Genomic DNA, 20,174 nt, shown 5'->3' with positions numbered 1-20,174 from the left:
GGCTGGATTATAAATGCAACTAATATGAAAACAAAAAAGATGTTAAATACCCGCATTTCTAATAAACTAAAGTCCCGTAAACGGGCACTTAAATATTGTAAAACAGCTTGCCAGTCCTTCTGTTAAAATAAATTTTGCAGCCAGATTTTTGGATATTGTTATTTGTTCCGCAGTTCGGTATCTCTGCCAATAATTTCTCTTAAAACAAAACCATTAAATCCTTACTTTAGGATATATGCTTCCTTTATTAATTGCCGAACAAATTCGCGAGGGCGATGCTTATACTATCGCTAATGAACCTGTTGCTTCTATTGATTTGATGGAACGTGCCTCAAAAGCTTTTGTGGGTTGGTTCGTTAACCGTTTCCCCGATAAAAACGAGCCGATAACTTTTTACTGTGGTACAGGGAATAATGGCGGCGACGGGCTTGCCATTGCGCGTATTTTATGTGATCATCATTATAATAGGCTCAACGTTGTCATAGCCCGGTTTTCTGATAAGGCATCGGAGGATTTTAACATCAATTTTGAAAGGCTAAAACAAACTTGCGTATCTATAAAAGAACTTGCCAAAGATGAAGAGATCCCGGCGGATAGCAGCCCGGTAATTATTGACGCCCTGCTTGGCAGCGGCTTGAACAAACCGCTCACCGGCAATTATGAACGGCTGGTTAAGTTCATTAATGATTTGGGCCGAACAGTTGTTGCTGTTGATATACCCACAGGTTTTTTTTCGGAAGGGGAGGTAGCCAGGGATACCATTGCAATAAAAGCCGACCTTGTAATTACTTTTCAGCAGCCTAAAATCAATTTCCTGTTACCGGAATCGGCACCTTATATCAATTGCTGGGAGGCCGTGAATATTGGCATTAATGAAAAATTTATCCAGTCGTTAAATTCAACATACCAGCTTGTTGAAGAGAAAGATGTGAGACAAATTCTAAAACCACGTCATCGTTTCAGCAATAAAGGCACATTTGGTCATGTGCTGATTATTGCAGGGCAGGCAAAAACCATGGGAGCGGCGCTATTAAGCTCATCAGCTGCAGCACACGCAGGTGCCGGCCTGACAACCGCCTGCATCCCCGAAAGTGGTTTAACCGCATTAAACAGTTATCAGCCCGAGATTATGGCCATAGTCAGGAACGGTGATAAACTGCCTGATATTGAATGGGATAAATTTAGTTCGATAGCTGTGGGGCCTGGTTTAGGCAAAGACGCTGAGGCTTTAACATTATTAAAAGCAATCATCAAAAACTATAAACAACCGTTGGTTATTGATGCCGACGCGTTAAACCTGATTGCAGAAAATAAGACATTATTAACTCAGCTACCCGCGGGAAGCATCTTAACCCCGCACATGAAAGAGTTTGACAGGCTTTTTGGCGAACATACCAGTTGGTGGCAGCGGCTGCAAACCGCTATAAAAAAGGCAAAGGAGTTAAACTTGTGTGTCCTGCTGAAAAATGATTACACCATCGTCGCTACACCCAATGGCAAAGCTTATTTTAACTCATCAGGAAATGCTGCTATGGCAAGCGGAGGTATGGGCGATGTACTTACCGGCGTAATAGCTGCGTTGCTTGGGCAAAAGTATCCGCCGGATCAGGCTTGCATCATTGGTGCCTACATTCACGGTAAGGCCGGCGATGAACTCGCATTGCCAAACCGGATGCATGTTGTTTTACCCGGTAAGCTCATTGCGCAATTGCCTGTTGCTATGGCAAAGTTAAGGGCATAAAAAAACGGCTGCAAGTATCATACAGCCGTTTTAATTAACTATTAACTGATCTTATAAAGAACTAAATACTCAAATCCGGGGAGTTAGGTTTACCAGGTTCACTGTTTCTCGTTATGTCCTAACTAATCATAAGACGTTTGCACGTTCCTATTAGTTACAAAAAAACTAATAATTGGTTTTGGTTTTCGTTAAAAAAATGTTAAATTATTAAACCAGTGTAGTTTAGGTTTACACAAAATACAAGTAATTAACGTATAAAAATCGAAAAGCTTACATTTTTTCGGATTTATTCCCGAAAAATGTAAGCTTTTAATCATTATTGAGCCCTGGGATGCCTTTTTTCGCTTTAAAATTTGCCCATTACCACCATTTGTGATAGTGTTGGACTTGGACTACCACCTCTTGGCTCAAGCGTTACCGCGAAGGCATCGGCCGAGGCTATGGCTTTCATATTTTTGAATCCGCTTGAATCTGCCGTGGCGTCAAATACACCCAAATCAACAGGTTTACCGCCCACCAGTGCCCAAAGCTGGTATTGATGAGCCTGGTCATTTGCAGGCAATTTAAGGCCTTCCAGGTCAATCACCACTTTTTGTTTGGATGGGCTAAAGGCTACGGTCATCACCGACTCAGGCGATTTTTTAGTTCCTTTCAGACGGATCAGTTTAAATGAGGTATCCCGTAAGAGGTTCAGCTCGTTATCCTTTGCGCTAACCGTAGTGCTAAAATGCTGGTTTTGCAATTGCATGGCATTTAGCCGGGTATTGGTATCATTAAGGCGGTGGTAAAGGCTATACAAAGCCGCTGCGCTTGCTAACAATAAAACAAGGCATGCGGCAAATGCGTATTTATAAAAATTGATTTCTTTTTCTTTATCGGGCCGTGTAACCATAACGCTCTCCCGTTCTGTATGGGTTTGTGTAGGAAAGTCATTATCGTCGCCAAAATTAGTTAGTAAACTTCCCAATATGCGGCTACGTAAATATTCAGATGGTTCAATTGCGTTTTCTCCGGCATACAATTCCATTGAGCGTTCAATTGCGGCAAGCTCTGCCTTAATAGCAGGGTACTTTGAAGCCAGTTCTTCAACCTGTAGCTTTTCGGCAGGGGTAACATCCCCTAATACGTAAAGCTCCAGTATCCCTGTTTCAATATATGCTTTTAAATCTTCCACTTCAATTAAAATGTTTTCTGAGTTCCTGGATAGCCATTCTTAACCGGGTTTTAATGGTACCCAACGGAATGCCCAATTCTTCGGCAGCTTCCACATGGGTATAGCCTTTAAAATAAACCAGCTCAATGATCAGTCTTTGCTCAGGTTTTAGTGTTTGCACTAAATTTTTAACCCCCATTAACTCAGGTTTGTAAACCGTGTTTCGTTGCTCGTCAATGAAAGTTACGTTATTTTCAATATCCTGGTTTTTATTCTGATTCTTAAAATCTTTCGATCTGGTCTTATCAATTGCAAGGTTGCGCGCGATATTAACCATCCAGGTAAATAAACGGCCTTTTTCAGCACTGTAGCTTGAAAAGGAATGCCAGATTTTTACAAAAGTTTCCTGTAAAACATCTTCGGCTATAGCGGTATCATTTATAATGCGTGATATAACCCCGAATAACGAGGCCGAATACATATCATATAAAGCTTCGACGGCAATTTTTTCCCGGTGCCGTAATGACAACACCAGTTCTTCTTCTGACATCGATATTTTTCGTTTCTTACTCAACCCGATGAAGATATAAAGGAATTATCACATTTCAAACAAGTGTTTTTCTGCATGGTAAGATGAGCGCACCAGCGGCCCACTTTCAACATACCTGAATCCTTTTTGAAGACCCAATTCCTTATAACGTGCAAACTGATCGGGATGGATCCAGTCAATCACCGGATGATGGTTACGTGTAGGCTGTAAATACTGCCCCAGTGTAAGTATATGAACACCTGCAGCCAGCAAATCATCCATTGCTTCTAAAACATCCTCCTCGATTTCGCCCAAGCCAAGCATAATGCCTGATTTTGTGCGTAAACCCGCTTCCGAAATATGTTTCAGGGCTTCAAGACTGCGGTCATATTTTGCCTGGATCCGCACCTCTTTGGTAAGGCGCCTTACAGTTTCCAGGTTGTGTGATACAACCTCAGGCCTGGTTTCCAAAACGCGGGCAAGGTTATCCCAGTTGCCTTTAAAATCGGGCAGCAGGGTTTCTAAAGTAGTATCAGGGCTTTCAAGGCGAATGGCATTGATGGTTTCGGCCCAGATAATGGAGCCGCCGTCTTTCAAGTCATCACGATCAACAGAGGTAATAACGCAATGTTTTACCTGCATTAATTTTACAGAAGTTGCTACGCGGTTTGGCTCATCAACATCAACAGCTAAAGGCCTGCCGGTTGCAACGGCACAAAACGAGCACGAACGGGTGCAAATATTACCAAGGATCATGAAAGTGGCTGTGCCGGCACCCCAGCACTCGCCCATATTAGGGCAGTTACCGCTTTCGCATATGGTATGCAGTTTATGGGTATCAACAAGGCTGCGTACGTGAGCATATTCTTTTCCTGTAGGAAGCTTAACCCTAAGCCAATCAGGCTTACGTATAGGCTGGCTAACAGCAGGAACTACCGGCAATTCAATCATGGTACAAATGTAGTTAAATATTTAGTTGATGGGGAATGGTTCATAGGTCATAGTAGCAGCAAATGACTGCAAAATGATCATCAGCATTTGCAGTACCGTAATTAATACTAAAAATACTTTATGAACCCATGAACCATGAACTATGATCCATGAACAAAATCTAAATCAGCACTTCTAAAGTTTCATCAACGGAGATGCCGCTGTGAGACTGGTCAAGAATGCATTCGCCATTTTTAATGAGTAACAGTTGGGGCGATTCGTGGTGTACCTGGAACAATTGTGCTACCTGGTTTGACAGGTCTCGATATTTGATCAGGTCTAAAAAGTAAAGGGGCATATTTTCGGGAAGGCTATCCCAGTCAAGCTCAAAACGCCTTTTGGCCATCATGCTGATGGAGCAGCGTGTGCTATGTTTAAATATAAGGCTATATCCTTCTTGTTGTTTGATCGCCATTAGCTGATCGGCCGTCTCCAACGAAATCCAGTTCATATTATTAATAGTTAAAATGCTATAACGTAATTATAACACAAAAACTGTGTAGTGTGTTTAAACAGGTTTAAAAATGACAATTAACTGTTAACGGCCTGTTTTAGGATATGAACCATAAGCCGGGCATAATTTATTTGAGCAGGATGATGCTGTTGCAACTGCCGCGGCTATAAGTGCTATGTAAACTAATTTTTTCATGTTGAGCTAAAATTAATTGCTTTAACGGGTTTTAACTGTTTAAAGTTTCAGCAAGAGCTGCCATTTTAATGGCCGTGATAGCTGCCTCATCGCCTTTATTACCATGTTTGCCGCCGGCCCTGTCAATAGCCTGTTGCTGATTATCGGTAGTTAAAACACCAAATATAACAGGTTTTGAGTATTTTATGGCAACATTACTTACTCCGTTTGCTACCGCGTTGCAAATAAAATCAAAATGCCTCGTTTCGCCCTGGATTACACAGCCCAAGCAAATTACGGCATCAAGGTTGCCCTTTTTTAATAACAGCTCTGCTCCTGATGTAAGCTCAAAGCTGCCCGGTACCTGGTATGAAAAAATGTTTTCGGCCAGTGCGCCATTGCTTATCAGGCTTTGGTATGCACCCTGGTAAAGTGCATTAGTAATTTCGGCATTCCATTCGGCCACAACTATGCCAAAACGGTACGGTGCTGCAGATGGTATTTCGGTATTTGAAAAATCGGAAAGGTTTTTAAGATGGGTAGCCATTTGATTTCGGGATTTGGGAATTTCGATTTCGGATATTTTTTATTTCGAAGGTTCGATTTCGGATTTGTTAAGCCTTGTGATCGACGATCAAAATCTGCTTATAAAAAAAATCGATTCCGAATTTAAAGGTATTTAAAACCAGATAAATCCGAAATCGAAATTCTCAAATCCGATATTAAAATTATTGTTTTGCTTCGGCGCGGGCTATATACTCGTCGATATTTTGAGCCTCAGCGCTTTCAGGATATTCGGTTTTTATTCTTTTATAAGCTTCAGCAGCTTCTTTATTGTTTTTTTGAGCCTCATAAGTTAAGCCTAACTTCTTAAGGTAAAGCGGCGATAAAAATTTATTCTTTGCTTTATCAGCAGCTTTGCTGAAATAAGTTTCTGCTTTTTCGTAATCTTTCAGTTCAACATAAGCGTCGCCTGTGCTGCCAAAAGCTTCGGCTGCTACCATGTTGTCGTCACCGCGGTAATTGGTTAGGTTATCAATGGCTTTGCGGTAGTCACCTTTATTTAAATAAGCAGTACCCAGGTAAAAATAAGCAAGGTTAGCAGCTTTGGTATTGCTGTAATCGCTGATGATCTTTTCAAAACCAGGGAAACCGGCATCGCCTTTAATAGCTTTGTCCCAGTTTTTTTGCTGCCAAAAATCCTGCGCTTTGTACATTTGGTTAGCGGCAGTAACTTCACGTGGACCTAAGTATAATTTAATGTAAATGAAATAAATAGCAATAAGGGCAATAATAGCCCCTACAATAAATAGTAAGCTTTTCTGGTTCTCGCGTACAAATTTGCCACTCTGACCAAAATTGTTTTCTGGTGCTGCAATTTTGGTGTTCGCCTGGGTTTTTGACATTGTTGTTCTAAAATTAAGTTTGCAAAAATACGGTTTTCAAATTTACTGGCAATACCTTTTGTATTAAATCTTTAAAGTGAATGGTTCATGGTTAATAGTTCATGGTTTATAGCTTTAGCTGGTAGCTTCTTTACACGTTAAAAAGGATGTTAATGCCTAACAGATCTAAAGATTACTATGAACTATTAACCATGAACCATGAACAACTCAAAAAACATTAACTTTGCCATCCCATGCACCTGCAACAGCTGTCAGTTATCAACTTTAAAAATTACGATGAGGCCGAACTGGTTTTCAGTGAGGGGGTTAACGCTTTTACAGGTAATAATGGCGCCGGCAAAACCAATTTGCTTGATGCTATTCATTACCTGTCCTTATGCAAAAGCTATTTTAACCCGATAGACAGCCAGCAGATTAAGCAGGGGGGCGATTTTTTTATCATCACCGGCATCTTTAATAAAAACAATCAGCCCGAAGCTGTTGCCTGCTCTGTAAAGCGTAATCAAAAGAAGCAGTTTAAGCGCAATAAAAAAGATTATCAGCGCCTGGCCGATCATATCGGACTGTTACCGCTGGTAATGATATCACCAAATGATACCAGTATCATAACCGAAGGGAGCGAAGAACGCCGCAAATTTATTGATAATGTGATATCACAAACAGATAACCATTATTTAGATGAGTTGATCACCTATAATAAAATCCTTACCAATCGTAACGCGCTTTTAAAACAGGTAGCGGATACAGGGCGATATGATGCCGGCTTATTTGAAGTGATTGATGAGCAATTGAACGCTTCGGGCAATCGCATTTTTGAAAGGCGCCGGGCCTTTATGGAGGGTTTTGTTACTATATTTAATAAGCATTACAGTTTTTTGAGCGATAATGCCGAGCATGTCGACCTGGTGTATGAATCGCAACTGCTTGCTGATGACTTCGATAGTTTATTAAAAAAGAGTTTTGACCGTGACAGGGCGTTAGAGCGTACCACGGCGGGCATTCACAAAGATGATCTGCAATTCAATATCCATGGTATGGCTATGAAAAAGTTTGGGTCGCAGGGGCAGCAAAAGTCATTTTTAATTGCCCTTAAGCTTGCTCAATATACTTTTTTATATCAGCAAAAGGGATTTAAACCCTTGCTTTTGCTTGATGATATTTTTGATAAGCTTGATGACGGCCGGGTTACCAAATTAATGCAAATGGTATCCAACAACGATTTTGGCCAGGTTTTTATAACCGATACCGGGGTTGAGCGGGTTGAAAGCGTTTTTAATAAAATAGGGGTACCTGTTAAACTATTTAAAGTAAAGGGAGGAGCGATTGATGCGTAAAACCAATGACAAAACACTTAAGGAAGCTATTGAGCAAATGCTTAATGTGTATAAGATTAAGCGGCGTTTTGACGAAACCGGTGTTATTACTGCCTGGCCCGACCTGGTAGGCAAATCGGTAGCCAATCGCACTAAAGAGTTATTTGTACGCGATAAGAAATTATTCCTGCGGATAGAATCGTCAGTAATAAAAAATGAATTGATGCTGATGCGCAGCCAGATAATTGAAAAGATAAATAACGAAGCTAAAAGTGTGCTTGTTGAGGAAATTATCTTCCTCTAAGCATGCGTAAGCTGTTATGTTTTAATTTGATATCATCCGTAAGCTTTGAATAAGCAAGAATAAACAGACCGGGAATGGTAAGCGCAAGCTGGGCTTCGGGGTGTGTTCTGTAAAGCATTAGCGATCCAATAACCAACATTACCAATATAAGTACGTAAAATATGTATTTGAATAATGGTTTCATGTTCTGTGATATTGTTGGTTGATTAAATTATGTAATATTGTTTAGGTGGATAATGTAAAGTTACAAAAAACGTAACCACAATTACAAAAAAAACGTAAAAAATTCGGGTGTAACTTTTGGTTTATATAATTACACCCGAAATAGGTTACTTAAAACCTTTCAAAAGCCGAGAAAAAGAAGTTTCCTTCAATGTCGGCATTCTCGTCAGAGTCTGAGCCATGAACGGCATTTTCACCAATTGATCTTGCATACAGGTTACGGATGGTACCTTCAGCGGCATCGGCCGGGTTAGTAGCGCCAATCAGTTTACGGAATTCGGCAATAGCGTTGTCTTTTTCAAGAATAGCTGCTACAATAGGGCCCGATGACATAAATTCAACCAATCCGTTATAAAAAGGGCGTTCTTTGTGCACTTCATAAAACTGGCCCGCTTTTTCGGCAGATAATTTAGTGTATTTAAGCGCCACGATTTTAAAGCCGTTTTTAGTAATAATGTCTAAAATAGCACCGATATGCCCGTCTGCAACAGCATCAGGCTTTATCATGGTAAATGTCCTGTTGTTTTTCATTGAAATAATTGTTTCTTTTTTGGGTTATTAATAGATTAAATGCCTTTGTTACGTTAGTTTAAAAACATAAGCTTACTTTGCTTATGATGACATTTAAAATTTGCGGCAAAAATAGGCTTTTGTAACTGTAAGATAAAGCTTTTTGAATTAAATTAGATGGTTTGTATTTCATTTATTTATTTAGCTTTGCAACTCTTTTTTTAAGAATTGATGTTAGATTTAGCTTCGCTTACTGACCTTTTAACGAAACCTCAAAAAATAGTGATCACTACCCATCATAAACCTGATGGTGATGCTATGGGATCGTCATTAGGCTTATATAATTATTTGATACAGCAGGGCCATCATGCCAGGGTTATTGCCCCTACAGATTATCCTGACTTTTTAAGCTGGCTGCCGGGTAACGAGAATGTTATTATTTATACCGAGCACCGCGAAGAAGCTGCCGCCCTGATAGCCGATGCGAAACTTATATTTTGCCTCGACTTTAATGCGCTGAGCCGTATCAATGATATGGGGGAGCTGGTTGGCGAGAGTAATGCCTATAAGATCATGATCGATCATCACCTGGAGCCTGCCGATTTTGACGATTACAGGCACTGGGATATCAATGCCTGTGCTACCGCGCAGTTAGTGTATGATTTTATAGTAAACCAGCTTCACCACAAAGAACTTGTAAATAAGGATGTGGCAACCTGCCTTTACACAGGCATCATGACCGATTCGGCTTCATTCAGGCTTCCTAACACAACATCCGGAGTTCACCGCATAGTTGCCGATTTGATAGATGCTGGTGCGGTTAACTGGCGCATCCATGAGCTGGTGTATAATAGCGCATCTGAAAACAGGCTGCGTTTTTTAGGTCATTGCCTGGCTAATTGCCTGGAAGTATTGCCTGAGTTTAATACAGCTATAATTGCAGTTAACAAACATGACCTGGAACGCTTTGATGTTGAAACAGGCGACACAGAAGGTGTGGTAAATTATGCATTATCGATGGCAAGCATCCGTTTGGCTGCTTTCATAGTTGAACGAAGCGACAGGGTAAAACTTTCATTACGCTCGAAAGGTGAGTTCCCGGCCAACGAGATTTGCAAAAAATACTTTAATGGCGGCGGTCACCGCAATGCAGCCGGCGGCCATTCTGAGGACAGCCTTGAACAGGTTATACAACAATTTAAACAAATTTTACCCGAATATAAAAAACTATTAATACAGTAAAAAAGTAATGATGAAAAGAAAACTGATGTTTCTGTCACTTGCGGCTATTGGATTTGCAAGTTGCAACGGTGGGTTTAAGCAGGGCGAAGGCGGCTTGCTTTATAATATCCACACCTCAAAAGGCAATCCTAAAGTTAAGGAAGGTGACTTTTTGACACTGAACATGATCCTCAAAACCGATAAGGATTCAATTATCAATAACTCTTATGATAACGGCCAGCCTATACCAACGCTGATGCCTAAACCCCAAACGAAAGGTGATATTGTTTCTGGCTTGGCATTATTGGGCGAAGGTGATAGCGCCACATTTAAAATTGCTGCCGATTCGGTATTTAAAGGCGGTCAGCAACGCCCGCCGGGCTTTAAAGGTAAGTACCTGGTTTATACTATTAAAATTGAAAAGGTAGTTGCTAAAGGCGCACTTACCGAGCAAGTTTTCCGCGATCGCGTTACCCAATACATGAAAGGTCAAACCGACGCCCTTAAAGGTAAAGAGCCTGCTAAGATCCAGGGCTACCTGGATGCACATAAAGACCTGAAATTTGTTAAAACTGCATCAGGCTTAAATTATGCTGTTACTACACCTGGCAGCGGTGCTAACGTAGCAGTAGGTGATACAGCAGTAATTAATTATACTTTAAGGCTTGTTACTGGCAAAGTTTTGGAAACAAGTGTTAAAGCAGTGGCTGTAAAAGAAAAGATGCAGATCAACCCGATGAACCCTTATCAGCCAATCCGTATTCCGGTAGGTGAAGGTAAAGTGATCAAAGGCTGGGATGAAGGCTTCCAATTGTTTAACAAAGGTACTAAGGCAGTATTGGTTGTTCCGTCATCATTAGGTTATGGCGATCAGGGAAGTCAGCAAATGCAGCCTTATACGCCGCTTGTGTTTGAAGTTGAGCTGGTAAATATTGTCCACCCAAATCCAAATGCACCAAAACCGGTTATGCCGCAAATGCAAATGCCAACTCCGACGACTAAATAGTTATCATGTTTTACAAAGCCTTTCCTGCTTAAAACAGGAAAGGCTTTTTTATTTATAACGTATGAAAAAACATATTTTTTCTTTTTTATTGCCGGCGCTTTCCGCGCTTGCTTTAAATGCAGGTGCGCAAACGACTGGTTTGCAGAAAACCGCTAAAGGCGCGCTTTACCAGATCTATACTGCTAACCCGGGTAACAAAGCTAAGATCAACGATGTGCTTACTTTTAACTTTATCCAGAAAACCGATAAAGATTCAGTACTGTTCAGTAGTTATAAGGCAGGGCATCCCGTACAAGCCCAGGTGCAGGCCTCGCAAAATGTAGGCGACCTGATGGAGATATTCCCGCTGCTTGCAGCAAAAGACAGTGCCCTGGTTAAAATTCCAACCGATTCGGTATTTGTTGGTCATGAAGAAGCCCGTCCGCCATTTTTACCTAAAGGCAGCTTTCTTACTTTTATTTTAAAGATAGAGAAGGTGCAATCATTAAATGATGCCATTGCCGAAAGGAATGCAGGCCTTGAAAAACTAAAACAAGCTGAAACAGCCGACAGAGAAAGCTATATTACGGCACATGGTCTTAAACCTGTTACTACAGCTTCAGGCTTAAAATACGTGATAACCAGCCCAACAGCCAAAAGAAAGCCGCTTAACGGCGATACAGTGCTGGTAAATTATACCGGAAAGTTGCTTAACGGGAAACTGTTTGATACCAGTATTGAAGCTAACGCCAAAGCGGCAGGTATACAACAACCTGGCCGCCCGTATGAGCCTATAAGCGTTGTTTTGGGCGAACATAGGGTAATATCAGGTTGGGATGAAGGTTTGCTTTTATTAAATGAAGGTTCAAAAGCAACATTCATCATCCCTTCAAACCTTGCCTACGGCGAACGTCCTTACGGATCGGAAATCCCAGGATACAGCACACTGGTATTCGATATCGAACTGGTTAAAATAAAACCGGGTAAACATGCTCTGGTAACCCCGAAACCTGCTGCCGGTAAAGCCCCGCTAAAAAAAGCCGGAGCAAAGAAACCGGTCGCTAAAAAGAACTGATTGAAGAAACCTCTCGCCAAAAGCGGGAGGTTTTTTGTTTATAAGGCATAATTTTTAGTTAAAGTGGTTTATACTTTACCGCCATAAATTCGTTATTAAGTATTCAAGGTTTATTTTTGCAGCATGGTTTTAACCGACACGCACACCCATCAATACTACGAAACCATTCCTGAAAAACGCGCGGCGTTAATGCAGCGTTGTATCGATAATAATATTACCCGTTTGTTTTTACCCAATGTTGATGCGGCTTCCGTTCCGCTGGTTTATGGTTTGGCGAATGAGTATCCTCAATATTGCTATCCGATGCTGGGCCTACACCCCTGTGATGTAAAGGAGAATTGGGAAGAAGAACTTTCGGCTATTATGAATGCCCATCAGCAAAACAGGATCTATGCCATAGGCGAGATAGGTATTGACCTGTATTGGGATAAAACGCATTTAAAGGAGCAGGTAGATGCGTTTGTGAAACAGATCAACTGGGCCAAAAGCCTTGATCTGGCCATTGTGATCCACTGTCGCGATGCATTTGATGAGGTATATGAGGTGCTGAAGCAGGAAGCGGATGAAAAGTTACGGGGTATTTTTCATTGTTTTGGAGGTACTGTTGAGCAAGCCCAAAAAGTGATCGACCTTAATTTTTACCTGGGCATAGGTGGGGTAGTTACCTACAAAAACTCGGGGCTTGATAAAGTAATACCGGAAATTGACCTTAAACATATCGTTTTAGAAACAGATTCTCCGTACCTTACGCCTGTTCCGTTCAGGGGTAAACCTAACGAAAGCTCATACCTGGTATATATAGCCCAAAAGGTAGCAGAGCTTCACCAAACAAGCCTTGAAAAAGTGGCAGAGGTCACTACCGAAAATTCCAGGCTTGTATTCGGAATTTAAAATTGTTTAATATTTATATACAGCATAAACTTAATTAATGAGCCAAATTTTGATCATCTATACCGGAGGGACAATAGGTATGATGAGTGATCCGGTTACAAAGGTGCTCAAGCCTATCAACTTTGAGCAAATAATGGATAACGTGCCCGAGCTTGAAAAGCTTAACTGCCGTATCAAAGTACACTCGTTTGATGAGATCATTGATTCATCAAACATGAACCCTGAAATCTGGAGCGAGCTGGCCGGTTTGATCCAGTCAAACTATCATGATAATGATGGTTTTGTGATTTTGCACGGCTCGGATACGATGGCATATACCGCATCTGCATTAAGTTTTATGTTAGAAAACTTAGGCAAGCCCATTATTTTCACAGGCTCGCAACTGCCGATAAGCGCCATCCGTACTGATGCAAAGGAAAACCTGATGACAGCTATTGAAATAGCTAAAGCTAAAAAAAATGACCGCGCCCGCGTGCCCGAGGTTTGTATCTATTTTGACTATAAACTGTTCCGTGGTAACAGGGCTTTTAAATATAATTCATCAAAGTTTGAGGCTTTCCGCTCGCCAAACTATCCTATATTGGCCGAATCGGGCGTTCATTTACGCTTTAGCGCGAATGATATCAGGCAGCCAGAAGACGAAAGCTCGCTGATTGTACACAATAACCTGGTGAATGATGTTGGCGTATTGAAGTTATACCCAGGCATAAGCCCTAAAGTGGTTGAGAACATTTTAAGCGCCGATGTGCGGGGCATAGTAATGGAAACCTTTGGGGCCGGTAACACCACAACCGATAGCTGGTTTATCGATTTGCTTAAAAACGCTATCGACAGCGGTAAGGTGATCCTTGATATTTCGCAATGTAAGGTAGGTACGGTTGAACTCGGCCGTTACGAAACCAGCAAACACCTCAAAGATATCGGCGTAGCCAACGGCTATGACATGACCTTTGAATCGGCTGTTACCAAAATGATGTACCTGCTGGGCCAAAGCGATGATCCTTTGCAGGTAAAAGAATGGCTGGAAACGGATTTGAGAGGCGAGATTACGGTATCATAAATTCATCGATTACTGAATGAGATATCTTTGCAGACTTACGAAGTTTCAAAAACTTCGTAAGTCTGGATTCTAATGCTAAAACAGTGAGTTATGTAAAAGCCAATTAAAAGCGAAGAGCAGTATGAGGCTGCATTAGCCCATGTTTAAAATTCCTAAAGATCTTTTCGCATCCCTTTTATTGCATCGCGGATATTTTCAAAATCTAAACATTGAGTTTTGGTTAATAAGCGGAGATGTTCATGTAAGATTTAAAATATCCTTCTATTAATAAGCTTCATAAAACTATCTTTAAATTTTTCGCTTACAGGGATGTGTTTATCCGCAATATAAATATGGTTGTCCTGAATTTTTACCAGTTGTTTGGTATTTACAATATAAGAGTTGTGTACCCGCACAAAGGGGGCCGAAAGCTGCTCTTCAATATCCTTGAGCCTGCGATAAATTAGTAGCTGTTCCTGACTGGTAACAAGCCGCACATATTCCTTTTCGCCTTCAAAGTATAAGATCTCGTCCAACAGGATCCTGCGTAATACCTTGCCCGATTTTATAAAGAAATAGCCCTCATCATTAACCGGGGTTTGTTGCATCACCGGTTCGGACTGGCCAAAATACCCTTCAATTTTTTGCATGGCTGCCAGGAAACGTTTCAGTGTAATGGGTTTCAGCAGATAATCAATAGTTTGATAGGTATAGCTTTCGGCAGCATATTCTGAATAGGCAGTGGTAAACACAATTTTGGTTTGCGGTGGAAGCAAGCCTGCCAGCTCCATGCCCGTTAATTGCGGCATGTTGATATCCAGGAAAATAAAATCAACCTTATTGGTTTTTAAAAAGGCCAGTGCCTCAAGCGCGTTATAACATTTGGCTTTAAGCTGCCACTGCGTACTTTGCTGCACCAGCATCTCCAGCAGGTTAACCGCGTTAGGTTCGTCATCAATTATGATACAGCTTAAATTCATGCTATCGGGATCTTTAAAAACGCGGCAAAGGTGTTGTTACTTTTATCAATTTTCAGGTCAAAATTTGAACCGTACAGCATGGTTAGCCTTTTGGTTAAGTTGACAATGCCGAAACCGGCAGCGCGTTTGCTTGCTACTTCGGCATGGATAGCATTGTTGGTTTTAAAAAAAAGGTAATCACCCTGCTGAACCAAAGATATGCCAATAAGGTTTTGCTCGCTTGATTTGTCGATGCCATGCTTGAAAATATTCTCTACAAAGGTCATGAGCAGCATAGGCGGGATGCGGAGATCTGAATTGAAGTTTTTTTCAAAAAAAACAACCACCTCATGCCTGATCCTGATTTTTTCTAATGCGATGTAGTTTTCAATGAACTGTACTTCGGTTCCGATGGCTACATCATCCTTGGGGCTTTCATCAACAAAATAGCGCATAATGTCCGAAAGCCGCTCAATTAATGCCGCGGTACGGGGGGCCTCACGGTAAGCTTCGTAATAGATGTTATTGAGTGTATTGAACAAAAAGTGCGGCTGAACCTGTGATTTAAGCAGGTTCAGTTCGGCCTGGCTTTTTTGAATCATAATCTCTTCCGTTTGCTGCTTTAGCTTAAAATAAGCTATTGCTATGCGAAAGATCAGGCTCATAATGAAAATGAGCACTCCACCCGAAACATAATTAATGATGGCTTTTTGACTGATATGCTCTGGTGTTTTTGCAAAAAAGGTATTATAAATAAGCAGCGTTGAATAGCCCCGGAGCACACCCGTTGCCACTAAAAAAATGATGACAAGTAATACATACCAAACATATTTTTCCTTTTGGTAAAACACAGGGTACAGGAACAGGATGTTACCGTATATAATGGCCGCGTAAAACGTGGTGTTAACAATGGTATAAACAGCCGATTGGCCTGCTCCATCCATCGGCAGATAAGAAAAAAATAGCAACAGCGACACCGCTAACCATATCAAAAGCTGGAGTTGTGTAATGGATGGACGGGTTTTAAGTAGTTGCATTTTTAAAATTACTAAGCTTTTTGTTTGTGGATGCCGGTTTTAAATAGTTGCCGGCATTTATTCAATAAATGGCACTAAATGTTCAATAAGTTGGTCTGCAGGTATATTATTGAATAAATACAGGATTAGGCTAAAAAGAACGCAGCAGTGGTTTAAGCGGTTTCGTCGGATGGTTGATAAAAGGCAGTTTTGAATTGTTAACAGAAATGTATCCTTATCAAACCATCAAATTATCATGAAAACCGAACAATTAGCCGAAAAAATAGTAGCTGTAAGCCTTAGCTTGTTGCTGCTGCTATCGCATACGCCAAAAGTATTTGCTCAAACCGATACCATCCGTGTAAAAGACAAACGCCTGCTAACATCGGCGCTTAAACCTGGGTTAAAGCAATACCTTGTGTATTTTCAAAATACAAAGGACAACCGGAGCCTGAAATTTTGGCTTTGGCTGCGTGATATAAACCTCGAAACCCGTAACGGTGAAAAGGTATTTACTATAACCCAGCACTGGTATGGCAGCGATAGCTTATCATACCGTTCCATTTATTCCGTTAACAAGGTGCCTGATTTCGCGCCGATTTATCATTCAGAAACCATCGGCAAAAAAACAAAAGCCTTTAACTGGGCTGCCGATAAAGTGATAAGTGCCGACACCGTTGCCAATAATGAGGCTAAGAACTTTAAGCTTGATTTTACCTTCGCCAACTTTAATTGGAATTTAGACATTGAAACCTTCGAGATGTTACCGCTTGCCGAAGGCAAAAGTTTTGCTATCCCTTTTTATGAGGCCGGGATCCCTGCACCGCTTTATGTTTTATACAAAGTAACCGGCAGCGAGTTAATTACTACATTGGATGGTAACAAAGTTGATTGCTGGAAGCTATATAACGAAAGCGATTACAATGGCCGCCATTTTACCGAAACCTACTGGATCAGTAAAAAGAATCATGAGTTTTTAAAAGAGGAGGATTCTTTTGGAGGGGGGTATCGCTACAAAATAAAAATGATGGGTGCCGCGACTAACCTGCCGCCCAGGTTTGCGAAGTAAAATACATTAAAAGAATATACCAATCCTCTTGAAAAACAGCCGGGGCTATGATTTTAGTATCATAGCCCCGGCCTTTGGTATAAGCAGTTAATAGTTTACTGATTCAACCCAAATGCTTCCCAGCCCGATGCGGTAGCCCGGTTACAGGTCATGGCCTGCGTACCGTTTTCGCTGGAAATGAATTTGCCGTTGTTGCCGCGCAGCGTTATTTTTCCGTCGGTGGTAACTATCCAGTCAAATTTTTCCCAGTCGCTTGGCGTGGTGCGGTTACAGGTAATGGCTTGTGTGCCGTTTTCGGTCGAAACATATTTACCCATGCTGCGCAGGTAGATTTTGCCGTTGCCTGCGTCAAGAACGGTGAAATGTTCCCAGTCGCCGGCGACGGTGCGGGTGCAGGTCATAGCCTGCGTGCCGTTTTCGCCGCTTACATATTTGCCGTTAAAGCCTTTAAGCGAAATTACTGTACCTATTGGAGGAGTTGGCGGAGGATTGGTAGCTCCGCCGGTAATAATAGTGTTCATAGCCGAAAGCAGGGAGTTGGCACCCGAAGCGTCGCCGCCCAAATCCCAGATCATCATGCCCCCTGCCTGGTTAAGCGCCAGTGTTGTTTTGCTTTTAATAGTTGGGATACCGTTATAGCCAAAAGTTTGAAAGGTATCCGAGTTGGGGCTACCGCCTATAGCTAAAACATCAACATAGTTCATGGTCGAATAATCGTACCGGTTATCCCTTGCATAAAACGGAACCCCCAGTATAGTTTTGGCTGCAGGTAAACCACGGTTTGCCCAATAGCTTAAACAATCAACAGCCGATTGGTAGGTAGAGTGCTGAAAGTTGTTGTCGTCATAATCCATGATGTTGATCCAATCAAGGATAGAGAACATATTGTTGGTAACGTAAGTAGCCCCAACCGAGATGGAGGCGATGGTACATAACCTGCCGCTGTTATGCATGGCAGTTGATAGTTCCTGCAGTAATAAATAAAAGTTACTGGTTTCAGTACCTGCCGATGGGAACTCCCAGTCGATATCCACGCCATCAACATTGTACTGGTTACAAAAGTTGACCATATTATTAACAAAAGTGGTACGGTAACCGGCATTGGCTACAATAGGATGAAAGGCATCTCCGCCGCCACCGCCACCGACAGATATCATTACTTTAACATTATGGCTGTGTGCGTTTGATACCAGGCTGGTGAATTTTGAAAGGTTATCAAGCGGGTTCAGCCCTCCGGTATTGGTGGGGGTAAGAAAGGCGTAGTTAACGTGGGTCAGTTTGCTGTATTGTACTGTATTTACATCGCCCTGCCAGCTGGGTAGGTAACCAATTACTTTAAACGAGGCGACAGGTACAGCATTATTAACAGCAACAGGCTTGCTGCTGTTATCGTTGTTTGAATCGCTGCCGGTTTTAAACTGGTTCATGTTATCCTTTTTACAGGATGATAGTGCTGCCAGTGCGACCAGAAAAAGGCCAAGGAGGTAAGAGTTAAATTTCGATCTCATAAGTTAATTTGTTAAGTGGTTTTAGATGTATTATTGGGTTTATAAATAAGCCGGGCAATAAAACACAAACCTGTTAACCAAATTCATGATACTTATGAATATCATATACTAATACCAGGAAAGGCGCGTTAATAGGTGTAACAGATGTTTTTGTATGAGTAAAATTATATAAACATCTTATTATAAATACCTTATAATAACCTCAATACGATTCGATCACAAGCGTGGTAGTGCTTTTGTAGTGTGATGATATACGGAGAAAACCCGCCTTCCCGACAAAAAAATATTTTGATGATACGCTTAACTCACAGTTTATATATTATTATAGACGGGAAAAAGCGTTGAGTGGGGAAATCGCTTACCCGATTTAAAACCAGATAAGCGGGTGCCTGATGGGTAAATTTCGGATAACTTCTTCAACCTGAGGGTTATGATCCAGTTTTTGCCAGGTTGTTAACCACGCTTTTTCATGGTAGGCATTAGCGCCAAACAGCAGGAAAGGCTGCGCAATAGGCCAGTTTTCCCAATACATTACGTCGGGTTTTAAAGTCCATTTACTTTTATTTGCTACGAAAGGATATAGATAACTTATTCCTTTTTTGATGGACTTGCCATCCGGTGTTTCAAAGTTCCATAAATTATCCTGCGGGCTTGTAAGGATCTGGCATAGCATGGTCATGGCATCGAGGTTGAAAATAGAATAGCCATAGGGTTTGGTACGTGCCATCTCTAAGGGGAAGCTGCCATCGGTACCCATTTGGCGGGGAAGCAATATCGTTTTGTATCGCATGCGAATCGAATCGAGTACTATTTCATTTTTGCAAAGTTTGGCAAAGGAGGCTACCTGCATAGCCCAGCAGGTGGCATGGTTATTTTTAACATCCCTTTCCTGCATACCGGGTTTACTGGTCATGAGCCAGTTGGTATAATCGGTAAACCATTTTTTAACAGCGGCTGTAGTTTCCGCGTCCATGGCTTTTTCCATTACAATAATGCCTTGTGCAACTTCCATGAGATGAATGGTGTCAATAATGCCATAATTACGGCCGGTGAACTGCCCCTTAACTGCCTGGGCGAACCAAAGACTTGGGTTCATCAACGTTTCGGGATCAATAAACCAGGCTTTAAGGTGGATTACAGCCTGTTTAACATATTTTACATCTCCGGTTATTTTATAGGCCGATGCCAGGGCGCCGATGATCTTGCTAAAGCGGATCATGGCTTTGCGGTGTTCTACAAAATTATCCGGGTTGGTCATGCCATCGCGGTTGATGTAAGGACCATCGGGGTTTTTAGGATCCGGCCAGAAATAATCGGCTTCTGAAAAAAAGTCGTGTTTACCGCCCGCACTTCTGGGTGAAGATGTCGCTGTAACTGTAACCGGCTGCTGTTGCATGGCCCAGGCGGCCTCGGTCATTATTTGCTTTTTAAGGGTTTGTTCTGCAGTTTTTTCTACAGGAGATTTATCTGATTTTGATTGTACGGGCGTAAAAGCAAATTGCGTTAAGGTTGTAACAGCAATTAAAATTACAGCAAATAATTTTTTCATGGCGATGGTTTATAATGGTGCCGACAAGATAACGATAGGCAATGAAATTGGGTAGCTGTTTTTGAA

At 41.5% G+C, this 20,174-nt stretch carries 21 protein-coding genes; 9 read left to right on the top strand and 12 right to left on the bottom strand.

Features of this window, described 5'->3' with window-relative positions; all coding sequences use genetic code 11:
- Positions 1 to 235 precede the first annotated feature (235 nt).
- Positions 236 to 1,741 carry an NAD(P)H-hydrate dehydratase gene (locus ACP26M_RS18865; protein ID WP_426582288.1) on the top strand — a complete coding sequence of 502 codons (1,506 nt, stop codon included), beginning with the start codon at positions 236 to 238 and terminating at the stop codon, positions 1,739 to 1,741.
- A gap of 346 nt (positions 1,742 to 2,087) precedes the next feature.
- On the opposite strand, the gene ACP26M_RS18860 is transcribed toward ACP26M_RS18865, so the two are convergent.
- The 6 genes from ACP26M_RS18860 to ACP26M_RS18835 form a co-directional block, all read right to left on the bottom strand.
- Positions 2,088 to 2,915 (bottom strand): anti-sigma factor, encoded by an 828-nt coding sequence (locus ACP26M_RS18860; protein WP_426582286.1) that lies wholly within the window; start codon positions 2,913 to 2,915, stop codon positions 2,088 to 2,090.
- A gap of 1 nt (position 2,916) precedes the next feature.
- Positions 2,917 to 3,444, bottom strand: a complete 528-nt coding sequence (locus ACP26M_RS18855) for an RNA polymerase sigma factor (RefSeq protein ID WP_426582284.1) — start codon at positions 3,442 to 3,444, stop codon at positions 2,917 to 2,919.
- 48 nt (positions 3,445 to 3,492) lie between these two features.
- Complete coding sequence (gene lipA / locus ACP26M_RS18850; protein WP_426582282.1) at positions 3,493 to 4,374, bottom strand: lipoyl synthase; 882 nt, start codon at positions 4,372 to 4,374, stop codon at positions 3,493 to 3,495.
- A 160-nt stretch (positions 4,375 to 4,534) separates the two neighbouring features.
- The gene (gene ytxJ, locus ACP26M_RS18845) at positions 4,535 to 4,864 is read right to left on the bottom strand and encodes a bacillithiol system redox-active protein YtxJ (protein WP_426582280.1); all 330 of its coding nucleotides are present in this window, start codon (positions 4,862 to 4,864) and stop codon (positions 4,535 to 4,537) included.
- A gap of 229 nt (positions 4,865 to 5,093) precedes the next feature.
- Entirely contained in the window at positions 5,094 to 5,588 is a 495-nt protein-coding gene (ribH, locus tag ACP26M_RS18840) for a 6,7-dimethyl-8-ribityllumazine synthase (protein WP_413321160.1), read from the bottom strand.
- A gap of 181 nt (positions 5,589 to 5,769) precedes the next feature.
- Positions 5,770 to 6,447, bottom strand: a complete 678-nt coding sequence (locus tag ACP26M_RS18835; RefSeq protein ID WP_090530982.1) for a tetratricopeptide repeat protein — start codon at positions 6,445 to 6,447, stop codon at positions 5,770 to 5,772.
- Positions 6,448 to 6,680: 233 nt separating this feature from the next.
- Between ACP26M_RS18835 and recF the strand changes: the two genes are divergently transcribed.
- A complete protein-coding gene (recF, locus tag ACP26M_RS18830) occupies positions 6,681 to 7,781 on the top strand; it encodes a DNA replication/repair protein RecF (protein ID WP_426582277.1) in 1,101 nt (366 codons plus the stop codon).
- A complete protein-coding gene (locus tag ACP26M_RS18825) occupies positions 7,774 to 8,064 on the top strand; it encodes a DUF721 domain-containing protein (protein ID WP_090530976.1) in 291 nt (96 codons plus the stop codon). The genes recF and ACP26M_RS18825 overlap by 8 nt, the downstream gene beginning before the upstream one ends.
- On the opposite strand, the gene ACP26M_RS18820 is transcribed toward ACP26M_RS18825, so the two are convergent.
- Positions 8,051 to 8,248: a hypothetical protein gene (locus tag ACP26M_RS18820; RefSeq protein ID WP_091172734.1), complete on the bottom strand. Its 198-nt coding sequence runs from the start codon at positions 8,246 to 8,248 to the stop codon at positions 8,051 to 8,053. The genes ACP26M_RS18825 and ACP26M_RS18820 overlap by 14 nt on opposite strands.
- 149 nt (positions 8,249 to 8,397) lie before the next feature.
- Positions 8,398 to 8,817: a nucleoside-diphosphate kinase gene (locus ACP26M_RS18815; protein WP_091172728.1), complete on the bottom strand. Its 420-nt coding sequence runs from the start codon at positions 8,815 to 8,817 to the stop codon at positions 8,398 to 8,400.
- 210 nt (positions 8,818 to 9,027) lie between these two features.
- Here ACP26M_RS18815 and ACP26M_RS18810 point away from each other — a divergent pair, with 210 nt between their 5' ends.
- The 5 genes from ACP26M_RS18810 (at position 9,028) to ACP26M_RS18790 (ending at position 14,028) form a co-directional block, all read left to right on the top strand.
- A complete protein-coding gene (locus ACP26M_RS18810; RefSeq protein WP_426582274.1) occupies positions 9,028 to 10,038 on the top strand; it encodes a DHH family phosphoesterase in 1,011 nt (336 codons plus the stop codon).
- 7 nt (positions 10,039 to 10,045) lie between these two features.
- On the top strand, positions 10,046 to 11,023 hold the full coding sequence (locus tag ACP26M_RS18805) for an FKBP-type peptidyl-prolyl cis-trans isomerase (protein WP_426582272.1): 978 nt from the start codon (positions 10,046 to 10,048) through the stop codon (positions 11,021 to 11,023).
- Between the two features lie 61 nt (positions 11,024 to 11,084).
- Positions 11,085 to 12,077 carry an FKBP-type peptidyl-prolyl cis-trans isomerase gene (locus ACP26M_RS18800; RefSeq protein WP_426582270.1) on the top strand — a complete coding sequence of 331 codons (993 nt, stop codon included), beginning with the start codon at positions 11,085 to 11,087 and terminating at the stop codon, positions 12,075 to 12,077.
- Between the two features lie 123 nt (positions 12,078 to 12,200).
- The gene (locus ACP26M_RS18795) at positions 12,201 to 12,968 is read left to right on the top strand and encodes a TatD family hydrolase (RefSeq protein WP_176625548.1); all 768 of its coding nucleotides are present in this window, start codon (positions 12,201 to 12,203) and stop codon (positions 12,966 to 12,968) included.
- Positions 12,969 to 13,005: 37 nt separating this feature from the next.
- Positions 13,006 to 14,028: an asparaginase gene (locus ACP26M_RS18790; protein WP_426582268.1), complete on the top strand. Its 1,023-nt coding sequence runs from the start codon at positions 13,006 to 13,008 to the stop codon at positions 14,026 to 14,028.
- Between the two features lie 248 nt (positions 14,029 to 14,276).
- Here the strand turns inward: ACP26M_RS18790 and ACP26M_RS18785 are convergent, their stop codons facing one another.
- Positions 14,277 to 14,987, bottom strand: coding sequence for a LytR/AlgR family response regulator transcription factor (locus ACP26M_RS18785; protein ID WP_426582266.1), 711 nt, complete (start codon positions 14,985 to 14,987; stop codon positions 14,277 to 14,279).
- Positions 14,984 to 16,003 carry a sensor histidine kinase gene (locus ACP26M_RS18780; protein WP_426582264.1) on the bottom strand — a complete coding sequence of 340 codons (1,020 nt, stop codon included), beginning with the start codon at positions 16,001 to 16,003 and terminating at the stop codon, positions 14,984 to 14,986. Before ACP26M_RS18780 ends, ACP26M_RS18785 begins: the two co-directional genes overlap by 4 nt.
- Before the next feature lie 235 nt (positions 16,004 to 16,238).
- Here ACP26M_RS18780 and ACP26M_RS18775 point away from each other — a divergent pair, with 235 nt between their 5' ends.
- Positions 16,239 to 17,051 carry a hypothetical protein gene (locus ACP26M_RS18775; RefSeq protein ID WP_426582262.1) on the top strand — a complete coding sequence of 271 codons (813 nt, stop codon included), beginning with the start codon at positions 16,239 to 16,241 and terminating at the stop codon, positions 17,049 to 17,051.
- A gap of 95 nt (positions 17,052 to 17,146) precedes the next feature.
- Here the strand turns inward: ACP26M_RS18775 and ACP26M_RS18770 are convergent, their stop codons facing one another.
- Together ACP26M_RS18770 and ACP26M_RS18765 are read right to left on the bottom strand one after the other, a co-directional pair.
- Positions 17,147 to 18,559: a glycosyl hydrolase family 18 protein gene (locus ACP26M_RS18770; RefSeq protein ID WP_426582260.1), complete on the bottom strand. Its 1,413-nt coding sequence runs from the start codon at positions 18,557 to 18,559 to the stop codon at positions 17,147 to 17,149.
- Between the two features lie 367 nt (positions 18,560 to 18,926).
- Entirely contained in the window at positions 18,927 to 20,108 is a 1,182-nt protein-coding gene (locus ACP26M_RS18765) for an alginate lyase family protein (RefSeq protein ID WP_426582258.1), read from the bottom strand.
- Between the last annotated feature and the right edge of the window lie 66 nt (positions 20,109 to 20,174).

The organism is Mucilaginibacter sp. R-33 (genome assembly GCF_049949235.1).
Lineage (GTDB): Bacteria > Bacteroidota > Bacteroidia > Sphingobacteriales > Sphingobacteriaceae > Mucilaginibacter.
The sequence above is the reverse complement of the archived record's forward strand: the minus strand, read 5'-3'. Positions and strand labels throughout refer to the sequence as shown.

What these genes read in the sequence shown, in the direction of transcription:
- recF (WP_426582277.1), top strand. Translation starts at nt 6,681, where the DNA reads ATGCACCTGCAACAGCTGTCAGTTATCAACTTTAAAAATTACGATGAG.
- ACP26M_RS18825 (WP_090530976.1), top strand. Translation starts at nt 7,774, where the DNA reads ATGCGTAAAACCAATGACAAAACACTTAAGGAAGCTATTGAGCAAATG.
- ACP26M_RS18790 (WP_426582268.1), top strand. Translation starts at nt 13,006, where the DNA reads ATGAGCCAAATTTTGATCATCTATACCGGAGGGACAATAGGTATGATG.
- lipA (WP_426582282.1), bottom strand. Translation starts at nt 4,374, where the DNA reads ATGATTGAATTGCCGGTAGTTCCTGCTGTTAGCCAGCCTATACGTAAG.
- ribH (WP_413321160.1), bottom strand. Translation starts at nt 5,588, where the DNA reads ATGGCTACCCATCTTAAAAACCTTTCCGATTTTTCAAATACCGAAATA.
- ACP26M_RS18815 (WP_091172728.1), bottom strand. Translation starts at nt 8,817, where the DNA reads ATGAAAAACAACAGGACATTTACCATGATAAAGCCTGATGCTGTTGCA.
- ACP26M_RS18775 (WP_426582262.1), top strand. Translation starts at nt 16,239, where the DNA reads ATGAAAACCGAACAATTAGCCGAAAAAATAGTAGCTGTAAGCCTTAGC.
- ACP26M_RS18765 (WP_426582258.1), bottom strand. Translation starts at nt 20,108, where the DNA reads ATGAAAAAATTATTTGCTGTAATTTTAATTGCTGTTACAACCTTAACG.
- ytxJ (WP_426582280.1), bottom strand. Translation starts at nt 4,864, where the DNA reads ATGAACTGGATTTCGTTGGAGACGGCCGATCAGCTAATGGCGATCAAA.
- ACP26M_RS18820 (WP_091172734.1), bottom strand. Translation starts at nt 8,248, where the DNA reads ATGAAACCATTATTCAAATACATATTTTACGTACTTATATTGGTAATG.
- ACP26M_RS18805 (WP_426582272.1), top strand. Translation starts at nt 10,046, where the DNA reads ATGATGAAAAGAAAACTGATGTTTCTGTCACTTGCGGCTATTGGATTT.
- ACP26M_RS18785 (WP_426582266.1), bottom strand. Translation starts at nt 14,987, where the DNA reads ATGAATTTAAGCTGTATCATAATTGATGACGAACCTAACGCGGTTAAC.
- ACP26M_RS18835 (WP_090530982.1), bottom strand. Translation starts at nt 6,447, where the DNA reads ATGTCAAAAACCCAGGCGAACACCAAAATTGCAGCACCAGAAAACAAT.
- ACP26M_RS18795 (WP_176625548.1), top strand. Translation starts at nt 12,201, where the DNA reads ATGGTTTTAACCGACACGCACACCCATCAATACTACGAAACCATTCCT.
- ACP26M_RS18800 (WP_426582270.1), top strand. Translation starts at nt 11,085, where the DNA reads ATGAAAAAACATATTTTTTCTTTTTTATTGCCGGCGCTTTCCGCGCTT.
- ACP26M_RS18770 (WP_426582260.1), bottom strand. Translation starts at nt 18,559, where the DNA reads ATGAGATCGAAATTTAACTCTTACCTCCTTGGCCTTTTTCTGGTCGCA.
- ACP26M_RS18780 (WP_426582264.1), bottom strand. Translation starts at nt 16,003, where the DNA reads ATGCAACTACTTAAAACCCGTCCATCCATTACACAACTCCAGCTTTTG.
- ACP26M_RS18810 (WP_426582274.1), top strand. Translation starts at nt 9,028, where the DNA reads ATGTTAGATTTAGCTTCGCTTACTGACCTTTTAACGAAACCTCAAAAA.
- ACP26M_RS18855 (WP_426582284.1), bottom strand. Translation starts at nt 3,444, where the DNA reads ATGTCAGAAGAAGAACTGGTGTTGTCATTACGGCACCGGGAAAAAATT.
- ACP26M_RS18865 (WP_426582288.1), top strand. Translation starts at nt 236, where the DNA reads ATGCTTCCTTTATTAATTGCCGAACAAATTCGCGAGGGCGATGCTTAT.